The sequence below is a fragment of the Sphingomonas sp. JC676 genome (genome assembly GCF_014489075.1).
Taxonomy (GTDB): Bacteria; Pseudomonadota; Alphaproteobacteria; order Sphingomonadales; family Sphingomonadaceae; genus Sphingomonas.
On record NZ_JACTGR010000001.1, the window covers coordinates 1,293,022 to 1,312,819 of the forward strand.

Below are 19,798 nucleotides of genomic sequence, written 5' to 3' on the forward strand. Positions count from 1 at the left end.
GCCGTCACCCGGCCCTGAGCAGCCCCACCGCCGCGTCCCGCTCGAACAGATAGAGCGCGATCCGCGCCGCCTGCCCCCGCTCGCCCTTCAGTCCGCCGTCGCGGTCGATCAGCAGCCGCGCATCGCCGTTCGCCGGTGGCAGCAGCCCGCCAAGCATCTCGGGCGACGCCAACCGGAATTGCATGTCGCCCGATTGCCGCGTGCCCAGCAGCTCGCCCGCTCCGCGCAGCCGCAGATCCTCCTCGGCGATCCGGAACCCGTCATTGGTCTCGCGCATCAGCGCCAGCCGCGCCCGCGAGGTCTCGCTCAATTGGCCGCCGCGGAGCAGGATGCACACCGATCGCCCGCTCCCCCGCCCCACGCGACCCCGCAACTGATGGAGCTGCGCCAGCCCGAACCGGTCGGCATGCTCGATCACGATCAGCGTCGCATTGGGCACGTCGACGCCCACCTCGATCACCGTCGTCGCAACTAGCACGCCCAACTCGCCTGCGGCGAACCGCGCCATCACCGCATCCTTCTCGGGACCCTTCATCCGGCCGTGGACGAGCCCGACCTTGTCGCCGAACCGCGCCCGCAGCGATTCCGCCCGTGCCTCGGCGGCGGCGAGATCGCTCTTCTCGCTCTCCTCGACCAGCGGGCATACCCAATAGGCCTGTCCCCCGCCTGCCAGATGCCGCCCGAGCGCGTCGACGATCTCGGGCAACCGCTCCTCCGAGATCACGCTCGTCTCGATCGGCTGGCGCCCCGGCGGCATCTCGTCGAGCCGGCTGACGTCCATCTCGCCATATTGGGCGAGGGTGAGCGTGCGCGGGATCGGCGTCGCGGTCATCACCAGCAGATGCGGCGGGCGTTCCGCTTTCGCTTGAAGCATCATCCGCTGCGCCACACCGAAGCGGTGCTGCTCGTCGACCACCACCAGCCCCAGGTCGCGATAGGTCACGCCTTCCTGGAAGATCGCATGCGTGCCGATCAAGATGTCGATCTCGCCCACGGCGAGCCCCATCAGCGTCGCCTCGCGCACCCGCCCCTTGTCACGCCCGGTCAGGATCGCGACCCGCACCCCGATGCCCGAAAGAAGTCGGTTGAGCGTCTCGAAATGCTGCCGCGCCAATATCTCGGTCGGTGCCAGCAGCGCGCCCTGCGCTCCGGCCTCGGCGGCGATCAGCAGCGCCATCGTCGCCACCAGCGTCTTGCCCGATCCGACATCGCCCTGCAGCAGCCGCAACATCGGCTGGGTCTGCGTCAGGTCGCCCTCGATCTCGTGGATCGTCCGTGCCTGTGCGCCGGTGGGCGCATAGGGCAAGGTCAGTGCATCTCGCAGCCGTCCGTCGCCCTGCAGCGGTCGGCCCCGCTTGGACCGCGCCTCGCCGCGCACCAGCAGCAAGGCCAGCTGGTTGGCGAACACCTCGTCATAGGCCAGCCGCTCGCGCGCCTTGGCGTCCGCGGGGTCGGCGTGGATGCGTTCCAGCGCCTCGCGCCAATCGGGCCAATCGTGCTGCGCCTTCAGGCTCGGTTCGATCCACTCGGGCAGCTCCGGCGCGCGCTCGAGCGCCTGTGCCGCCATCGCCGCGATCCGCTTCGAGGTGATCCCCTCGGAGCAGGGATAGACCGCCTCGCGCCCGCCAGCCTCTGATTCCTCGGAAACCTCCGGATGGACGATCTGCAATTCCTGTCCGTACTGGTCGAGCCGCCCGGATACCCAGCGCGTCTCGTTCAGCGGCAGCAGCTTCTTCGCCCAGCCTGAATTGCCGCCGAAGAAGACGAGGCTGACATAATTGCCCTTCGCATCCACCGCCTGCACTCGCGCCGGCGCCCGCGCACTGCCGCCGAAGCGATAGTTCATGGGAGTCAGTGGGATCGTGATCACCTGCCCTACATCTGCCGCCATCAGCTCGTCCCGCGGCAGCCGGTCGATGAAACCCGTCGGCAAGTGGAACGCGACATCCACGGCACGCGCCAGCCCCAGCCGCTCCAGCGGCTTGGCGAGCGCCGGGCCGATGCCCTTCAGCGCCGTGATCTCGGCAAACAGTGGATTGAGAATGTCGGGCCGCATGTCTATCTCCCGCCCTACACCCAAGCCGACCGCGCATTCCAGCGCTGTCGGCCAATTCGCGTTGGAGCCCTATGGATCGCGAACACCGCCTCAAGCGCCTGCGCTTCCGTGCCTGGCATCGCGGCGTCAAGGAGGCCGACCTGCTGATCGGCGGTTTCTTCGATCGCTATTCAGCTGGCTGGAACGTCGAGGAGATTGCGCTGTTCGAAGTGCTGCTCGAGGAGCAGGACGTCGACATCATGGCCTGGGCGATGGGAACGGAGCCCGTACCCGCGCGCTATGCCGGCAGCCTGATCAACGACCTCCAGACCCTCACCTACGTGCCGATTTCCCGCTGAATGCCCGATCTGAAAACCATCCTTTCCGCCACGCGCCCGCTGACGCTGGCCGGCGCACCTACTGGCTTCCTGCCCTGGATGCTGGCCGATCTCGCGCGCGCCGCCGGCATGACCGTGTTCGTCGCGCCCGACGAGGCGGCGATGCGCGCGGTCGCGTCCACCGCGCCGTTCTTCGCACCCGAGCTGGAGATCCTGAGCTTCCCCGCCTGGGACTGCCTTCCCTATGACCGCGCCAGCCCGACCTTGCGTACTATGTCCGAGCGTCTCGGCACGCTCCACGCGCTCCAGGCCAAGCCCGGCAGGCCGCGCCTGCTCGTCACCACCGTCAACGCCGCCACCCAGCGCACCCTCACCCCCTTCCGCGTCCGCCAGTTCGTCGCGCGGCTCGCCCCTGGCGAGCGGATCAGCCTCGATCGCCTGACCACCCTGCTCCAGGCCAACGGCTATGTCCGGCTCGATACGGTCAACGACGCCGGCGAATTCGCGGTGCGCGGTGGCCTTGTCGATCTCTTCCCGAGCGGATCCGAGCAGCCGCTCCGCCTCGATTTCTTCGGCGACGAGATCGAGAGCGTCCGCACCTTCTCGCCCGAGGACCAGCGCACCACCGGCCGCATCGACGGCTTCACCCTGCTCCCGGCCTCCGAAACCCTGCTCGACGAGGAGTCGATCAAGCGCTTCCGCACGCGGTATCGGGAAAAGTTCGGCGCCACCGCCACCGGCGACCCGCTCTATCAGGCGATCAGCGACGGCCGCCGCCTCGCCGGCATGGAGCATTGGCTCCCGCTGTTCGAGGAACGGCTGGAGACTCTGTTCGATCACCTGCCCGACGGCGCCGTCATCGTCCGTGATTCGGCCGCTACCGGCGCGGCCGAGCAGCGCTTCGAGGCGATCGCCGACTATCAGGAAAACCGCGTCCGCGCTGAATCCTCCGCGCCAGGCAGCTATCGCCCGCTCGACGCCGCCGCGCTTTACCTGACCGCCGAGGAATGGGCGCAAAAGCTCGACCACGGCCCGGTCCACACCGCGACGCCCTTCCACGAGCCCGAATCCCGGACCGTCCTCGAATTCAACGTCGACGGCCCGCGCGACTTCGCGCCCGAGCGCGCCGCCAGCGCCAATGTCTACGAAGCCGTGGTCGATTTCCTCGCCAAGGCGAAGAAGCAGGGCCGCAAGGCGATCCTCGCCAGCTATTCCGCCGGCGCGCGCGATCGTCTCGCCGGTCTGCTCGGCGATCATGGCCTGAAAGGCGCCCGCAACGCTGACACCTGGCAAGAAGCGCTCGGCGCGGCGGACAAGGGCGTCGCGCTCACCGTCCTCCCGCTCGACCACGGCTTCAGCGCGCCCGACGTGGTCGTCCTCACCGAGCAGGATATGCTCGGCGACCGCCTCATCCGCCGTGCCAAGCGTCGCAAATCGACCGACGCGTTCCTCAACGAACTCGCCACGCTCTCCCCCGGCGATCTCGTCGTCCATGTCGATCACGGCATCGGCCGCTACGAAGGGCTGACCCAGATCCCGGTTCAGAGGGCCCCGCACGATTGCGTTGCCCTCAGCTACGCCGGTGGCGACAAGCTCTACGTCCCCGTCGAGAATCTCGAGGTCCTCAGCCGTTATGGCGCGGGCGAGGAAGGTGCGACGCTCGACAAATTGGGCGGCGAAGGCTGGCAGCGCCGCAAGTCGCGGATGAAGGATCGCATCCGCGAGATCGCGGGCGAGCTCATCGCCACCGCTGCCCATCGCGCGGTGCGCCCCGGCGAAGTCATCGAACCCGATCATGGCAGCTATCCCGCCTTTGTTGATCGCTTCCCCTATGAGGAAACCGACGACCAGGACCGCGCGATCGGCGACGTGCTAGGCGATCTCGCGGCCGGCCGCCCGATGGACCGGCTCATCGTCGGCGATGTCGGCTTCGGCAAGACCGAGGTCGCGTTGCGCGCCGCCTTCGTCGCCGCAATGAGTGGCCTCCAGGTCGCGGTCGTCTGCCCGACGACACTCCTCGCGCGGCAGCATCACCGCAACTTCCTCGAGCGTTTCCAAGGCTTCCCGCTCAATATCGGCCGCCTCTCGCGCCTCGTTCCCGCCGCCGAGGCCAAGGCGACCAAGGAAGGCCTCACCAACGGCACGATCGATATCGTCATCGGCACCCACGCGATGCTGTCCAAGAGCGTCGAGTTCAAGCGCCTCGGCCTCGTCATCGTCGACGAGGAACAGCGTTTCGGCGTAACCCACAAGGAACGGCTCAAGGCGATGAAGGCGGACGTCCACGTCCTTACCCTAACCGCCACGCCGATCCCACGTACGCTCCAGATGGCGATGTCGGGCCTGCGCGAGTTGTCCGTCATCCAGACCCCCCCGGTCGATCGCCTGGCAGTGCGCACCTATGTCATGCCCTGGGACCCGGTCGTGCTGCGCGAGGCGCTGCTCCGCGAACATTATCGCGGTGGCCAGGCCTATTTCGTCACCCCGCGCATCGCTGATCTACCCGATATCGAGAAGTTCCTGCGCGAGGACGTGCCCGAGATCACCTATGTCGTCGCCCACGGCCAGATGGCGCCGACCGAGGTCGAGGAGCGCATGTCCGCCTTCTACGACCGCCGCTACGACCTGCTCGTCTCGACTACGATCATCGAGAGCGGCCTCGACATACCCAGCGCCAACACGCTGGTCGTCAACCGCGCCGACAAGTTCGGTCTCGCCCAGCTCTACCAGATCCGCGGCCGCGTCGGGCGCTCCAAGACCCGCGCTTATGCCTATCTCACCACCCCGCCCGAGCGGCTGATGACCGAGGCTGCCGACAAGCGCCTCAAGGTCCTGTCCGATCTCGAATCGCTGGGCGCCGGCTTCCAGCTCGCCAGCCACGATCTCGACATCCGCGGCGCGGGCAACCTGCTCGGAGACGAGCAGTCCGGGCACATCAAGGAAGTCGGCTACGAACTCTACCAGGCGATGCTGGAGGAGGCGATCCTCGACGCCCGCGCCGGCGGCCTGCGCGACGAGCGCCCACGCGACCTGTCGCCGCAGATCACGGTCGATGCACCGATCATGATCCCGGAGGATTATGTCCCCGATCTCGATCTGCGCATGGGCCTGTATCGTCGCCTCAACGAGGTCGAGGACAAGGCCGGGATCGAGAGCTTCGCCGCCGAGATGATCGACCGCTTCGGCAAGCTGCCCGAGCCGACCGACAATCTCCTCCAGCTGATCGAGGCAAAGCTCAACGCCAAGACCGCGTGCATCGCCAAGCTGGACGTCGGCCCCAAGGGCGCGCTCGTCACCTTCCACGACGACAAGTTCCCGAACGTCGCCGGCCTGCTCGCTTATGTCGACAAGCTCGACGGCACCGCGCGCCTGCGCCCCGACATGAAGCTCGTCATCAATCGCGTCTGGGCGAACCCCAAGGCGCGACTGCACGGCGCGCTGCAATTGTCGCGGGGTCTGGCCAAGGCGGCGGGCTAGCGGTCATGGGGCGACTGCCGGCCGGCTTCTTCGCACGCGAGGTCGAGACGGTCGCCCGTGCGCTGATCGGGACGAACCTTCTGGTCGACGATGTCGGCGGCATGATCGTCGAGACCGAAGCTTATGATTCGAACGACCCGGCATCCCATTGCTTCCGCGGCCGCACCGCCCGCAATGCCAGCATGTTCGGACCGCCCGGTCACGCCTATGTCTATCGAAGCTACGGCATTCACTGGTGCCTGAACTTCGTCTGCACCACGGGAAGCGGCGTGCTGATCCGCGCGTTGGAACCGGTCGCCGGCCTGGACCGCATGATCGAACGTCGCGGCGTGGCTGACGTCCGTCGACTGTGCGCAGGCCCTGGCCGCCTCTGCCAGGCGCTTGGCATAGATATCGGACTCGACGGACGATCGCTCGACGAGCCGCCCTTTGCGCTATCACCCGCCGAACGGACTCCAATGATCAGCGCCGGTCCGCGGATCGGGATCAGCAAAGGCGTGGAGACACCGTGGCGCTTCTGCCTCGACGGATCACGCTTTCTCAGTCGACGGTAGTTTGGAACGCTTCCCGGCGATGAACCTAGGGTGGCGCGGTGTCGCCCATGCGTTCGACAAGATGGGCGCGCGAAGGGGCCGGCTCGAACCGATCGGCAAAATATTGCGTCTCATGGAATACCTGTCCTTCGCAGAACTCCATGATGCTCACCGCATAGGATGGCACGCCGTCATAGCTGAGTACGAATTCCGTGATCCACAGATCGCCTCCGCCAATGATCCGCCGAATCGCAAACCGCTTCTTGTTTGGCTGGGCGTATCGACTTTCCTGGATATTGCGCCGGCCGCGGATACGTTCGCCCGATTGCGGGTAATCCAGCACAGCGTCTTCGCAGTAGATTTCATGTTCGGCCTCGAAGTCTCCGGCGTCCGAAGCGGCCCAATGGTGCTCCAGCGCCGGTCGCACAATTTGGTCATCCATCTCGATCTCCCATCTGCGCCTTGGCAATTTCGAGCCGTACGTCTCGCAATGCAGGATTTCGCCAGCGCCTCGAATTGAAATGTAGGATTTGAGCTGCGAAGCCTTCCGGGCTCTTTCTCATCGCCGGCTTTACCCGGGGCAGTCCTCCATCGGGGACCCAGGATTTTCGACATAGCAGGTGTCAACCGTGTCAACCTCGGGTAGCCAGTTACCGCTCCAACCCCGAATCGCCGCCTGGCCCGATCACCAGCACGATCTCCCGATCCGCCTCCAGCTCCTCGATCGAGAATTTCTCGCGCCGCATCGCAAAGCTGCCGCTCCACTGATCGAGCCGCCAGCCGCCGCTGATCTCGGTCGCGTCGTCGTTGACCGTGCCGGCATAGTAGACGGCGTGGGTCCAGCGCCCCTCATATTGCTTGATCCAGTGGATCTGCGCACCCGTGCGCGCGCCGCTCACCGTCGCGCGGAGCGGTTCCGGCGCCTCGGGATCGGTCTCGCTGATGCTGCCGTCCACCGCGCCACCCATTTCCTCCAGCACCGCGATGAAGCTGTTGGGATCGACAAAGGGATCGGTCGAGCTCCAGCGTCCGTACCAGACGCCGGAAACGTCGCGCCCGTCGCCGCTCACCAGTCGCGCGCCAGCGTCGCCAGCGCGGGCACGTCGATCGGCCCCGAGCATAGAAACCCCTGGAAATACTGGCAGCCTTCCTTGGCGAGCATGTCGAGCTGGGTCTCGGTCTCGACCCCCTCGGCCACCACCGAGAGCCCCAGCGAGCGCGCCATGTCGATCACCCCGCGCACCACGATCCGGTCGCGGTGCGAGCCGGTGATGTCCTGGCTCAATTTCTTGTCGATCTTGAGATAGTCGAGCGGCAGCGCCTTGAGATAGGCAAGGCTCGAATAGCCCGTGCCGAAATCGTCGATCGCCACCCGGCATCCGGCGGTGCGCAGCTCGGACAGGAGCCGCGCCGCCTCGCTCAGATCCGCCATGATTCCGCTCTCGGTGATCTCGATCGTCAGCCGCGCTCGCGGAAAGCCGCTGGCGTCGATCCGCCCCAACAGGCTGTCGGCAAAGCCCGGCCGCCCGACATCGGCCGCGGTCACGTTGATCGAGAGCCTGAGCTTGCCCAATGTTTGCGGCCAGAGCGCCGCCACCGTCAGCGCGCGCTTCTGGACATGGTCGCTGAGTAGGCTTTCCAGCCCCGCGCGTTCGGCGGCGGTGAATAAAGGCTCGGCGCCGACCTCGCCATATTGTGGGTGCTGCCACCGGGCGAGCGCCTCGACGCCGATGATCTGGCCCGTCGCGATCGCCACCTGCGGCTGGAACAGCACGCCGATCTCGCCGCGCTCGATGCCCTTGCGCAGATCGCCGACCAGCGCCTCGATCGATGGTCCGCTATGCGCGCTCACCGGCCCATCGCCGAGCAGCGCTTCGCTCGCCCGGCGCAGCAGGGTCCCCGCCGTGTCCGCCGCCTCGCTCTCCGCCGTCACCAGCTTGGCGCCGAGATGGGCGAGCTCGCCGCCCGCCACGAAAGGCCGCGCCAGTGCCTCCTTCAGACGATCCGCAGTCTCCGTCAGCGCCCTGCGGCCGGGATCGAGGCTCGCCGCCAGGAAATCCGATCCGCCGATGCGTGCGACGATCGCATCCTTGCCCAGCGTCTCGCGCACCACTTCCGCCACGCGTCGCGATACACCGCGGAGCAGTTCGTCGCCCGCGGCGCGGCCATAAGCTGTGTTGACCGTGTCGAAGCGGGTGAGCCCGATCAGGATCAGCCCGATCGAATTCCCCTCTTCCAGCCGCCGATCGACCCAGCGCCGCGCGCTCGGGCCGTCCCGCGCGCCAGTCAGCGCATCGCGCACCGCCGCGCCCGCATCGGGGGCCATTCCCAGCGCCTCGACCAATGCGTCGAGCCGTCCGGTCTCCGGATCATATTGGAGGTGCTGCACCACGCGGCCCATGCCGGGCATGTCGTGCGCGAACGCCGTCGATCCCCCTTCCCCGTCGAGCCGCTTGAGCGCGGCACGCGCCAGTTTCCGGTCCCCGGGGACCAACCGCGAGAACATTGCCCGAATGCCTGGCGCCTCGGGCAAGTCGAGCATCGCCGCGAGCGCCGGCGTCATTTCGAGCGAACCCATGTCGCGATCGTAGCGCCAGCCCAGCGGTTCGGTGCTGCCGGTCCCCTGCCCCAGCCAGCTGGCCAGCCGCTCGACATGGCGCTGCGCGAAGCGGATCGCATGCGCCATCGCCGCGGAGGACATCGGGCTGCCCAGGAAATGCGTCGCGCCGGCATCGTAGAAGCGCTGCATATGCACCGTGTCGCTCTGCGAGACGAGGATCAGCATCGCTGCGCCGTGCGCCTGGATGGTCGGGCCCAGGATCTTGGCGGCATCGAGCCCGTCGGTCATCGCGCCGCGCGCGTCGATCACCGCCACCGCCGCGCCGCTGGCCAGAAAGCGGGTCTCCAGCCCCTCGCTTCGCCGCGCCGCCACGACTCGCCAGCCGCCGCCCGCCGCTGCCGCCGCCACTTCGTCGCGCTGGCGGAAGGACAGCACGAACACCGGCGTTTCGGGCGCCGCAGCGTTGGTCTGAATTATCGCGAACTCATCATCCATCGCAGATCGATAGCCGGTAGCGTGGCGATCCGCCATCGCAAGGGTTGTTTGCATCGCCGCGAGTGCTTACCCAAGCTGCATGGCCAGTGCTCCCGCCTTTGCACCGCAAGCTCTGGTGGATCGCCACGGTCGCGCGATCCGCTATTTGCGCATCTCGGTGACGGACCGGTGCGATCTCCGGTGCCGCTATTGCATGTCCGAAAAGATGACGTTCCTGCCGAAGGACGCAGTGCTCAGCCTTGAGGAGATCGCATTGATCGCCGAGCGCTTCATCGCGCGCGGGGTGCGGAAGATCCGGCTGACCGGCGGCGAGCCGCTGGTCCGGCGCGACATGCTGGATCTCGCCCGGCGCCTCGGCCGCCATATCGGCACCGCGCTCGACGAGCTCACACTCACTACCAATGGCACCCGCCTGGCCGAGCATGCCGAAGCCTTGTTCGATGCCGGCGTCCGCCGGGTCAATGTCAGCCTAGACAGCCGCGACCCCGAGACCTTCCGCTACATCACCCGTCATGGCGAGGTGGCGAAGGTGCTGGACGGCATCGCCGCCGCCCGGGCCGCAGGCATTGCGGTCAAGATCAACATGGTCGCGCTGAAGGGGCTCAATGATCGCGAATTCGCGCCGATGCTCGCCTGGGCGATCGCCGAAGGCATGGATCTCTCGCTGATCGAGACAATGCCGCTCGGCACGATCGATGAAGACCGTGCAGATCGTTTCCTGCCGCTCACGCAGGTGATGGACGCCTTGCGCAGGGAATTCGATCTGCTGCACGATACCCATGACAGCGGCGGCCCTGCGCGCTACTGGCGCGTCGCCGGCACCGGCACGCGGCTCGGCCTGATCTCGCCTCTCACCGGCAATTTCTGCGCGACGTGCAATCGCGTCCGCCTCTCCACTGACGGCCGCCTCCACATGTGCCTGGGCCATGAGCAGTCGGTCGATCTCAAGGCGGCGATCCGCACCGGCGGCCTTACCCTGGTCGATCTGCGCATCGACCAGGCGCTGGACGAGAAGCCCGCGGCGCATGATTTCCACATCGTCCGCGGCGCCGCGCCTGCCGTCTCTCGCCACATGAGTGTCACCGGCGGATGACGATTCCCCGCGCGCTGCTCGCATCGCCCACTGCTCCGGCCCAGATCGCGGTCGAGGAGCTGCGTCAGGCTTATGACTGGGTGCCGCTCGACCAGGCCGAGCAGGTCGTTGCACTCGGCGGTGACGGCTTCATGCTCCAGACGCTCCATGCAATGCTCGAGCGCCGTCGCATCGTTCCCGTGTTCGGCATGAACCTGGGCACGATCGGCTTCCTGATGAACGACTGGGCGCTCGAGGGGCTCGAACAGCGTCTCGCCCGCGCCAAGCCTTTCCGGGTTGCGCCACTAAGCATGACCGCCACCACGGTGGACGGCGAGCAGTGCGTGCTCCCCGCGATCAACGAAGTCTCGCTGCTGCGCGAGACCCGCCAGACCGCGAAGCTCGAAGTGACCGTAAACGACCGGGTCGTGCTGCCCGAACTGGTATGCGACGGCATCCTCGTCGCCACCGCGGCGGGATCGACCGCGTATAATCTCTCCGCCCAGGGTCCGATCCTGCCGCTCGGGTCGGCGCTGCTCGCGCTCACGCCGATCAGCCCGTTCCGTCCGCGGCGTTGGCGCGGCGCGATCCTGCCTGAGAAAACTCGCATCGGCCTGCGCGTCCTAGAAGCCGACAAGCGCCCGGTCAGCGCCGTCGCCGATCAGCGCGAGGTGCGCGAAGTCGCCGAGGTCTATGTCGAGATCGACCATAATCGCGACCTCACTTTGCTCTTCGATCCGGAGCATGCGCTCGACGATCGCATAACGATGGAACAATTCATCGCCTGAAGGCCTTGCAAAGCCTGAAAACCCGCTGCTATAGGCGCGCCTCCGCAGCGGCCCCGGCCGCTACAAGACGGTTTTCCCCGGTAGCTCAGCGGTAGAGCGTTCGACTGTTAATCGAATGGTCGCCTGTTCGAATCAGGCCCGGGGAGCCAGTCTCCTGCCAGACTGTTTCCTGTCCTTGCAGTCTGTCGTGCACGGCTCCACGAGCCTGCGGTCCGGCGAGAGCGGGACCGGCCCGAGCCACCAGCTTCAGCACAACCGCCGACATGCCCCTCAAAGCATGGCCAAACCCATGCCGCGTCGCGCTTCGAAACCTGCGAAAGGCTGAATTGACAGTCCAGGTATGATTATGATCTTATCATACCAGCTTGGACTCATGTCCAAGCGATAAGCCGCATCACGGAAAGTGGGCAACGGCGATGCAGAGGAGGGGACAGCGAATGGCATTTGCCTATTCGGTGGCGTTCGAGGCGCGCGATCGCCCGGCACTCCAGCCTTGGTGCTGGACCCCAGACAGTTTCGGCCAGCCGCGACAGCAATAGGAGAGATGAAAATGCATGCTCGAGGTTTGCATTCTTCGCATCACGCCGCCGATCCCTGGCGCCGGGGTCCGCGACATATATTCCTGAAAGTTTTCGTAGCCATATTGAGCCTGCTTGGTTTTAGCCTGGGCGTTGCGTCGGCCGCCACCATCGATGGCGAACGCAAGCAATGGCACGATATCCAGCTGACTTTCGCAGGACCCAAGACGAGCGAGACCGCCGACCCCAATCCGTTCCGTGATTACCGGTTGAATGTCACCTTCACGCACGGCGACAAGGTCTATGTCGTTCCCGGCTATTTTGCCGCGGACGGCAATGCCGCCGAGACCGGCGCGACCGAGGGAAATCTCTGGCGCGTGAATTTTGTGCCCGATGCAACGGGAACCTGGACCTATCAGGTGTCATTCCGGACCGGGTCGGATGTCGCGGTAAGTCTCGATCCGAAGGCAGGCTCTCCGGTCTCCTTCAACGGCGAAAAGGGCAAGTTCGAGGTAAAGCCCAGCGACAAGACCGGGCGCGACAACCGCGCGAACGGCATGCTGCAATATGCGAACAAGCATTTTCTGCGCTACGCCGGCACGGGCAAATACTTCGTGATGGCCGGCACCCAGAGCCCCGAGAATTTCCTGGCCTATTACGAGTTCGACAATACCAAGGATTACCGCGGCCAGAAGGGCCTCCCCTACCCGGACCAGCTTCACCATTACGATCCGCATGTGAAGGACTGGAAGCCCGGCGATCCGACCTGGCAAGGCGGAAAGGGCAAGGGCATCATCGGCGCGCTCAACTATCTCGCCGGCAAGGGGATGAACTCCTTCTACACGCTGACGATGAACAATTACGGCGACGCCATGGATACCAATCCGTGGATCGCCTATGACGAGCACACGCGCTACGACGTCTCGAAGCTCGCCCAGTGGGAGATCGTTTTCTCGCACATGGACCGCCTGGGCATGCAGGTGATGATGATCACCCAGGAGGAAGAGGGCGAACAGACGCTTGGCAAGATGACCGTCGAGCGCAAGCTTTACTATCGCGAACTGATCGCGCGCTTCGCGCACCATCACGGAATCATCTGGGATCTGGATGAGGAGATGGACCGCTTCCGCTATTTCACCACCCAAGACACCCAGGACATCGCCAATTACATAAAGGCGCTCGATCCCTACAAGCATCCGATCCAGTATGTGCAGTGGAAGGCCGAGATGATCGCCGACGACAAGACGTACGGCAGGCTGCTGGGCTTCCCGAACTTCGACTCAACCGCGCTGCAGCACGATCCCGAAAATACGCACTCCGAGACGATCAAGTGGCTGGATAAGTCGGCTGCTGCCGGACATCCCTGGCTCGTGCAGCTGATCGAGATGAACCCGGGCGTTCGTCCGGACGTGGAGGACCGCGGGCACAACAAGGTGCGCAAGCTGGCGATCTGGGGCCATTACATGGCCGGCGGAACGGGGACGATGTTCTTCTTCACCGATCCCATCGGCGATCTCAACATGGAAGATTTCCGCAGCCGGGACCAGCTGTTCGATCTCATTCGCTACGCGCATGATTTCGTCAGCAAGTACCTGCCATTCGACGAGATGCGGCACGCCGACGAGCTGACGTCGCTGGCGAACGACTATGTGCTGGCGAAACCCGGACAGGCCTACGCCGTCTATCTGCCCGACGGCGGCACAACGGCGCTCGATCTTTCCGGCGCAAGCGGGACGTTCGAAGTCAAATGGTACAACCCCAGAACCGGCGGCGATCTGAAGAACGGATCCGTGCGCACCGTCGAAGGGGGCGCCAGCCGCGCCCTGGGCAAGGCTCCAAGCGACGTCACGAGCGACTGGGCCGTGCTGGTTCGGAGAGTAGGAACGCGCTGACGCGCCCAACGGCGAAACCATGAAATAGGATCACGCCATGAAACCGATTATCCTTATCCTTGGTGCCTTGCTTTATCCGTCCTGCGCCCTTGCCCAGGAAGGATCGAAGGACGCCATCGTCATCCCAGAAGCAAACAGCAGCATGCTGGTGAAGATGAACACCTCCATAAGCACGACCACCAGCAAGGTCGGCGATCCGATCACGGGGGAGATCATCGACCCGAGGCAGCTGCGAGGAGCCGTAGTGGAGGGGACGGTCGACCGTGCCGATCATGCCATCCTGAGCTTCTCTTTCCACACCGTGCGCACCGGCGGGAAAACCTACTCCATCCAGTCCAAGCTCGTGTCCATCACGAGTTCCAAGGGCAATGAGGGGCGGGACGATCTGGACCAGCGGGTCCGGATCGAGGGCGCCGGTATCATCGCCTTCGGTACGAAGACCGCGCTCAACGAAGGCGCCGAGGTCCGCGTCAGCGCCTGGAAAAAATAGGAGCTCGTTTGCGCCGACTCTCGTGGAGCCGGCGCAAACGGATTCAGTTCGCATCGATATTTTCGCGATCAAGAACGTGGATATTGCGCGATGCGCGAGAATCCGTGGTCTCACGTGACCCGCACAATTGCAAAAAATGGCGGCTCCCTGCTGCCTCGGCAGGCGGTTAGCGCCGAATGTTGCCGTGGTACTCGGGCGAGACACAAATCAGTTGCTCATTATACCAGTATACCATATGATCCGTCTTGGTCCGAACCCGGACAGACGAAAACATCGTCGTGCGGGATCAACACGAGCGGGAAGTCGCCTGTCGAAAGAGCGACGCAATGGGGAGAGGGTTGGATGGCAAGATTTGACGTCACCCGTGCGCCACGCGGGGGCGGCCGGGTCGGCCGAACTGGGCATCGTCATCACCGATTCGCGCATCGTCAGCCATTGCTGCGGTCGCCAGCGCGGCCCCATGTCGCGCCATCCGAGGACGCCGCCGGCACCTGCCAGGTCACCATCCAGACGGCGATGCTCCGCAATCGCAGCATCCGACACGCCGTCTGCCATCCGCGCCAGCGGCATCACGAGATTCAGGAGAAAACGGCGCGGCAGTCTCGCGCAGGATGATTCTCGCCCCTCCGTGGGCGGGCTGAAGAAGGGGCCGGACGGTCCGGCGGCATCGAATTGGTACTGTAACTAGACAAAATATTTAAGGGGAGATGGATATGTTTGAGGTTCGGCGCTCACCCATGCACACAGCATTGCGTGGGGCATTTCTCGGGACGAGCGCGCTAACGCTGCTCGCATCATCGGGCGCCTTCGCCCAGGTCGCCGAGCCGGCGCAAACCGTGCCGGAAGCCACGACACCTGCGGAGCAGGACGCCGCGAGCGACGCCGGCATCGTCGTGACGGGCAGCCGCATCCGGAGCCCCACCCTCACCTCGCCGTCGCCGCTGCAGGCGGTCACCGCCCAGACGATCGAGCATGCCGGCGCGACCAACGTGCAGGACGTGCTGACGCAGATCCCGGCGGTCGGCATTCCCGGCCAGGCGCGCGCCAGCAATGCGGGTGATACCAACCCGGGTCTCGCGACGGTCAACCTGCGCAACCTTGGCGACAGCCGCACGCTGGTGCTGATCGACGGCCGCCGCTCGGTTGCCGGCATCCCCGGTACTTCGACGGTCGATCTGTCGATGATCCCGACATCGTTCGTCGAGCGCGTCGACGTGCTGACCGGCGGCGCTTCGGCCGTCTATGGTTCCGACGCGATCGCGGGCGTCGTCAACTTCATCTACAAGAAGAACTTCCAGGGCCTGCAGGCCAATGCCCAGGCTGGCATTTCCGAGCTGGGCGACGACAAGCGCTATTCTGCGAACGCGACGTTCGGACAGAATTTCGCGGACGATCGCGGCAATGTTATGGTCTATGCCGGGTACAACCATGAAGGCAATGTGCCCAATTCCAAGCGCGAGCGGACCCGTGCGGGCTATAGCAGCGTCGGCAACCTCGAACGCGTGGCCGGCAACAGCGACCTCAACCTCATCGCCGCGCAGGATCTGTTCAAGCGCTTCTACCAGCCGTCGAACGTCGGCTCGGGCGGTGTGTTCAATTTCGGCGGCGCCGGCAGCCGGCTGATCCTACCGGACGGCACGCTCGACTCCTATCCTTCGGTATCGCGCACCAACTACAACGATCCCGCGATCATCGCGAAGATCAACAAATACGGCTACAACGCCGCAGCGGTCGGCCAGCAGGCGTCGCCGTCGAACCAGATCACGGTTGCGACGCGCGTCAATTTCGACGTGACCGACAAGCTCAACCTGTTCGCGGAATCGACCTTCTCGAACTACAAGACCAAGGGCCGCCGCGAAGCGTCGCCGATGCGCACTGACAGCGCGCTGGGTGCGTTCACCGGAACCAACGGCTTCTATCCGATCCAGTTCCAGGTGACCAACCCGACCAACCCGGCTGACGTCCGGATCCTCACCAATCCGCTCATCCCCGCGGCAGTCCTCGCTGCAGCGACCAATACTTCGAACAACGATGCGATCGCGTCGAAGGACATCAGCTTCCTGATCCGCACTACCGGATTCGGCGACGGCACGCGCAGCACCCCGACCGAGCGCGACAATTTCCGCGTTGCCCTGGGCGGAACCTATGAGATCGGCGGCGATTGGAGTGCCGATTTCTATTATCAGTACGGCTATACCAAGCAGCGTCAGGGCATGACCGGTCTCGCCAACCTCAATCGTCTTGCGCAGGCGGTGCAGGTGATCCCCGACGTGTTCGACGTCAACAAGAACGGCAACACCACCGAAGCGATCTGCGTCGATGCAAATGCGCGGGCAGAGGGTTGCGTACCGGTCGATGTCTATGGCCTCAACGCCGACGGAACGAGCAAGATCTCGAAGGCGGCGGCAACCTATCTGTCGACCGAGCTGAGCCGCTATTCGAAGCAGGAGATGCAGACTGCGGCGGTCAACGTCGGCGGTAGCGTGTTCGATCTGCCCGCGGGTCCGCTACAGGTTTCGGTCGGCGCCGAATGGCGTTCGGAGTTCAGCATGGATGACTTCGATCCGCTGACCAACGCGGCGCGCAACGGCTATGTCCAGCTGCTCGACACGTCCGGCCGCTTCACGGTCAAGGAAACCTATGGCGAAGCCGTCATTCCGCTAATCCACAACACTCCGTTCATCCACAACCTGACGCTGCGCGGCGCGGCGCGCTATTCGGACTATTCGACCGTCGGCAGCTTCTGGGCGTGGAACGTGGGCGCCGAATGGTCGCCGGTCGAGGATATCCGCTTCCGCGGCGTCTATGCCCATGCCGTCCGCGCGCCGAACATCGGCGAACTCTATGCGGCGGCTGCCAACGGCATCATCACCATCACCGATCCGTGCCAGGGAACCACGCTGACCGGCACGAGCACGACGGCGGTGAATTGCCGTAAGGATCCCGGCGTGGTGGCCAACATGAACGCGAACGGCGGCACGCTGACGCTGACCTCGTCGGATACCGCCGGCGTCGGCAGCATCACCGCGTCCAATCCGAACATCCAGCAGGAAACGGGCAAGACCCTTACCTTCGGCGTGGTGGTCAATCCGCGCTCGATCGACTGGCTGCGCGGCCTGACGTTCACCGCCGACTATTACGACATCAAGCTTGAGGGCGCGATCAACCGCCTCGCGGCGGCAACGGTGCTCAACAAATGCTATGTCGCGGGCCTGCCCGATTTCTGCCAGTTCGTCGTCCGCCGCCAGGCGCCCTCGGGCGCCTTCTCGGTCGGTTCGGTCGAGCAGGTGACCCTCGGCCTGCTCAACAGCGGCGGACGCTTCAGTCGCGGTCTCGACTTCACGCTGAACTACCAGCATCACCTGTTCGACGGCACCATGACCTGGTCCGCCAGCTGGACCCACTTGCTCAAGCAGGGTGTCATCCCGCTGACCGGCGATGCCTATGACAATACCATGGGCGAAATCGGTACGCCGCGCGACACCGGCAACTTCAACGTGAATTGGGACAACAAGCACTACGGCTTCACACTGCAGAACCGGTATATCGGGTCGCAGATGTTCGATTATGAAAACTATCAGGTCAACTTCAAGCTGGCCGATGGCTCACTTCCCGACAAGAAGTACTTCACCGTCGATTCGAAGATCTACACTGACGCGCAGATCCGGTTCACTCCGATCGAGCATTTCGAGTTCAACCTCGGCGTGAACAACCTGTTCAACGTGGACGCGCCGCCGCTGTGGAGCGGCACGCCGAACGGCAGCCCGAACGCGATCTGGGACATCATCGGCCGCCGTTACTATGTCGGCGTACGCATGAAGTTCTGACCCGATCCTCGTGCCTAGACGGGAGCGGACACATCGTCCGCTCCCGCTTTGTTTGAAGAAGGGAGAAATCCTTGATCGCAAGTCGTCGCGACGTCCTTATCGGATCCATCGCGTGCGGCGCCGCGACGGTGACCTCCACCCATGCGGCCGATATGCCGACGCGGGTCGAGCGCTGGGGCGTTTGGGAAGCCTCCTTCCAGGGCCCGTTTACGGGCAATCCGTTCGATGATGTGCGTATCGCCGCCATCCTCGAATCCGCGGGCAAGCAGCTGCGCGTGCCCGGCTTCTACGACGGCGACGGCATCTATCGTGTCCGCTTCAGCCCGCCCGACCTGGGCCAGTGGCGGTGGACGACGGAGAGTAATGTATCTGCGCTGCAAGGCCGCAGTGGCAGTTTCGATGCGGTCGCGCCCGGCGCGGGAAATCGCGGGCCGGTGCGGGTGACACCCGGCGGCTATCACTTCGCTTATGCCGACGGCACGCCGTTCCGGCAGATCGGCACGACCTCCTATTCCTGGGCGCTCCAGTCCGATGCGAAATGCGCGGAGACGTTGGCCACGTTGAAGGCATCGCCGTTCAACAAGATGCGGATGTGCGTGTTTCCGAACGTGCCCTCGGTCGCGACCAACCCGTTCGTGCGCACCGGGGCCGGTCTCAGGGACTGGGATCCGACGCGTTTCGATCCCGCCTATTTCCGCCGTTTCGAGGATCGTATCCGCCGCCTGGGAGCGCTCGGCATCGAAGCAGATGTCATCCTTTATCATCCCTATGATGCGAAGCGCGGCTATTCGGACATGCTGCGCGCCGACGACGAACGTTACCTGCGATATGCGGCCGCGCGCTTTGGCGCCTACCGCAATGTCTGGTGGTCGATGGCGAACGAATATGATGTGCTGACCAGCAAGAAGATGGCGGATTGGGATCATCTGTTCCAGGTGCTGCAGGCCGCCGATCCGCACAACCGCCTACGCTCGATCCACCAGTTCGATGTCTATTATGACGCCCGTCAGCCCTGGATCACCCATGCCAGCATCCAGAACAACAGCGCCGTGCTCGACGATCAACGCGCCGCGCTGCATCGCGATTTCGCGCTCAAGCCCGTGATCTTCGACGAGGTTGCCTATGAGGGTAATTTCGGCGAACCATGGGGCCAGCTGAAAGCGGAGGAACTGGTCGAGCGCTTCTGGTTCGGGCTCGTCGGTGGAACCTATGTCGGGCATAGCGAGACCTGGGACCCAAACCGCGACGCCCGCTTCTCTTGGTTGGGCCAGGGCGGCAAGCTGAAAGGCACCAGTGCGCCTCGGCTCGCTTTTCTCCGCAAGATCATGGAGGAGGGCCCCGTTCCGGGGTTCGATCCCATCCAGGGCTGGTGGAGCTATCATCTCGCCGGCAAGCCGTACGAATATTATCTCCGTTATTTCGGGAAAGACACGCCGCGCGAGTGGCCCGTCGTGCTTCCGAGCGGCGCCGGCACGGGCCATGGAAGGACGCCGCCGGACCGCGGCAAGGATCCCATCGCGTTCCGCGGGGACATCATCGATACCTGGAACATGACGATCACACCGGTCGACGGCATTTTCCACGTCTCGCCGCGCGGCGAATACGATCTGGTCGATCCGGCACGCCCCGCCATCCAGCTGCCGGAAAAGCCGTATCTGGCTGTCCGACTCGTCAAGGCAAAGGGTTGATCTTCACGCGCTACCCTTGCGCAAAGGCCGGCCGGCGCCTTCGCTGAACGCCCCGCGGCCCCGTGCATCGCCATGGTCGAAGTCA

The 19,798-nt window shown here is 64.8% G+C and carries 13 protein-coding genes and 1 tRNA gene; 10 read left to right on the forward strand and 4 right to left on the reverse strand.

From position 1 onward, the window contains the following. Positions 1-4: 4 nt before the first annotated feature. Positions 5-2,056 (reverse strand): ATP-dependent DNA helicase RecG, encoded by a 2,052-nt coding sequence (gene recG / locus IAG41_RS06140; protein ID WP_187727627.1) that lies wholly within the window; start codon positions 2,054-2,056, stop codon positions 5-7. A 71-nt stretch (positions 2,057-2,127) separates the two neighbouring features. Here recG and IAG41_RS06145 point away from each other — a divergent pair, with 71 nt between their 5' ends. Genes IAG41_RS06145 through IAG41_RS06155 form a run of 3 tightly spaced genes read left to right on the forward strand, consistent with a single transcriptional unit; the run spans position 2,128 to position 6,404 of the window. Next, positions 2,128-2,394: a succinate dehydrogenase assembly factor 2 gene (locus tag IAG41_RS06145; protein ID WP_187727628.1), complete on the forward strand. Its 267-nt coding sequence runs from the start codon at positions 2,128-2,130 to the stop codon at positions 2,392-2,394. Then, positions 2,395-5,850, forward strand: a complete 3,456-nt coding sequence (gene mfd, locus IAG41_RS06150) for a transcription-repair coupling factor (RefSeq protein WP_187727629.1) — start codon at positions 2,395-2,397, stop codon at positions 5,848-5,850. Between the two features lie 5 nt (positions 5,851-5,855). Then, on the forward strand, positions 5,856-6,404 hold the full coding sequence (locus tag IAG41_RS06155; protein ID WP_187727630.1) for a DNA-3-methyladenine glycosylase: 549 nt from the start codon (positions 5,856-5,858) through the stop codon (positions 6,402-6,404). A 25-nt stretch (positions 6,405-6,429) separates the two neighbouring features. Here the strand turns inward: IAG41_RS06155 and IAG41_RS06160 are convergent, their stop codons facing one another. The 3 genes from IAG41_RS06160 to IAG41_RS06170 all read right to left on the reverse strand — a co-directional run bounded on the left by IAG41_RS06160 (position 6,430) and on the right by IAG41_RS06170 (position 9,438). Further along, a complete protein-coding gene (locus IAG41_RS06160) occupies positions 6,430-6,825 on the reverse strand; it encodes a nuclear transport factor 2 family protein (protein ID WP_187727631.1) in 396 nt (131 codons plus the stop codon). Positions 6,826-7,033: 208 nt separating this feature from the next. After that, entirely contained in the window at positions 7,034-7,453 is a 420-nt protein-coding gene (locus IAG41_RS06165; RefSeq protein WP_187727632.1) for a hypothetical protein, read from the reverse strand. Next, on the reverse strand, positions 7,450-9,438 hold the full coding sequence (locus IAG41_RS06170; protein ID WP_187727914.1) for a bifunctional diguanylate cyclase/phosphodiesterase: 1,989 nt from the start codon (positions 9,436-9,438) through the stop codon (positions 7,450-7,452). The genes IAG41_RS06165 and IAG41_RS06170 overlap by 4 nt, the downstream gene beginning before the upstream one ends. A gap of 79 nt (positions 9,439-9,517) precedes the next feature. On the opposite strand from IAG41_RS06170, the gene moaA reads away from it, so the two are divergent. From moaA to IAG41_RS06205, 7 genes are all read left to right on the forward strand, one after another. Next, on the forward strand, positions 9,518-10,531 hold the full coding sequence (gene moaA / locus IAG41_RS06175) for a GTP 3',8-cyclase MoaA (RefSeq protein WP_187727633.1): 1,014 nt from the start codon (positions 9,518-9,520) through the stop codon (positions 10,529-10,531). Continuing rightward, complete coding sequence (locus tag IAG41_RS06180; RefSeq protein ID WP_187727634.1) at positions 10,528-11,298, forward strand: NAD kinase; 771 nt, start codon at positions 10,528-10,530, stop codon at positions 11,296-11,298. The genes moaA and IAG41_RS06180 overlap by 4 nt, the downstream gene beginning before the upstream one ends. 74 nt (positions 11,299-11,372) lie before the next feature. After that, positions 11,373-11,447 (forward strand) — tRNA-Asn (locus IAG41_RS06185). Between the two features lie 494 nt (positions 11,448-11,941). Next, positions 11,942-13,708, forward strand: a complete 1,767-nt coding sequence (locus tag IAG41_RS06190) for a DUF5060 domain-containing protein (protein WP_187727635.1) — start codon at positions 11,942-11,944, stop codon at positions 13,706-13,708. 37 nt (positions 13,709-13,745) lie between these two features. Next, positions 13,746-14,198, forward strand: a complete 453-nt coding sequence (locus IAG41_RS06195; RefSeq protein WP_187727636.1) for a hypothetical protein — start codon at positions 13,746-13,748, stop codon at positions 14,196-14,198. A 737-nt stretch (positions 14,199-14,935) separates the two neighbouring features. Continuing rightward, positions 14,936-18,025 carry a TonB-dependent receptor plug domain-containing protein gene (locus IAG41_RS06200; RefSeq protein ID WP_187727637.1) on the forward strand — a complete coding sequence of 1,030 codons (3,090 nt, stop codon included), beginning with the start codon at positions 14,936-14,938 and terminating at the stop codon, positions 18,023-18,025. A gap of 71 nt (positions 18,026-18,096) precedes the next feature. Continuing rightward, positions 18,097-19,713, forward strand: coding sequence for a DUF5060 domain-containing protein (locus IAG41_RS06205; protein ID WP_187727638.1), 1,617 nt, complete (start codon positions 18,097-18,099; stop codon positions 19,711-19,713). The last annotated feature ends 85 nt before the right edge of the window (positions 19,714-19,798 follow it).

Excerpts from the sequence above, each read along its gene's own strand:
- recG (WP_187727627.1), bottom strand. The coding sequence starts at position 2,056 with ATGCGGCCCGACATTCTCAATCCACTGTTTGCCGAGATCACGGCGCTG.
- IAG41_RS06145 (WP_187727628.1), top strand. The coding sequence starts at position 2,128 with ATGGATCGCGAACACCGCCTCAAGCGCCTGCGCTTCCGTGCCTGGCAT.
- mfd (WP_187727629.1), top strand. The coding sequence starts at position 2,395 with ATGCCCGATCTGAAAACCATCCTTTCCGCCACGCGCCCGCTGACGCTG.
- IAG41_RS06155 (WP_187727630.1), top strand. The coding sequence starts at position 5,856 with ATGGGGCGACTGCCGGCCGGCTTCTTCGCACGCGAGGTCGAGACGGTC.
- IAG41_RS06160 (WP_187727631.1), bottom strand. The coding sequence starts at position 6,825 with ATGGATGACCAAATTGTGCGACCGGCGCTGGAGCACCATTGGGCCGCT.
- IAG41_RS06170 (WP_187727914.1), bottom strand. The coding sequence starts at position 9,438 with ATGGATGATGAGTTCGCGATAATTCAGACCAACGCTGCGGCGCCCGAA.
- moaA (WP_187727633.1), top strand. The coding sequence starts at position 9,518 with ATGGCCAGTGCTCCCGCCTTTGCACCGCAAGCTCTGGTGGATCGCCAC.
- IAG41_RS06180 (WP_187727634.1), top strand. The coding sequence starts at position 10,528 with ATGACGATTCCCCGCGCGCTGCTCGCATCGCCCACTGCTCCGGCCCAG.
- IAG41_RS06195 (WP_187727636.1), top strand. The coding sequence starts at position 13,746 with ATGAAACCGATTATCCTTATCCTTGGTGCCTTGCTTTATCCGTCCTGC.
- IAG41_RS06200 (WP_187727637.1), top strand. The coding sequence starts at position 14,936 with ATGCACACAGCATTGCGTGGGGCATTTCTCGGGACGAGCGCGCTAACG.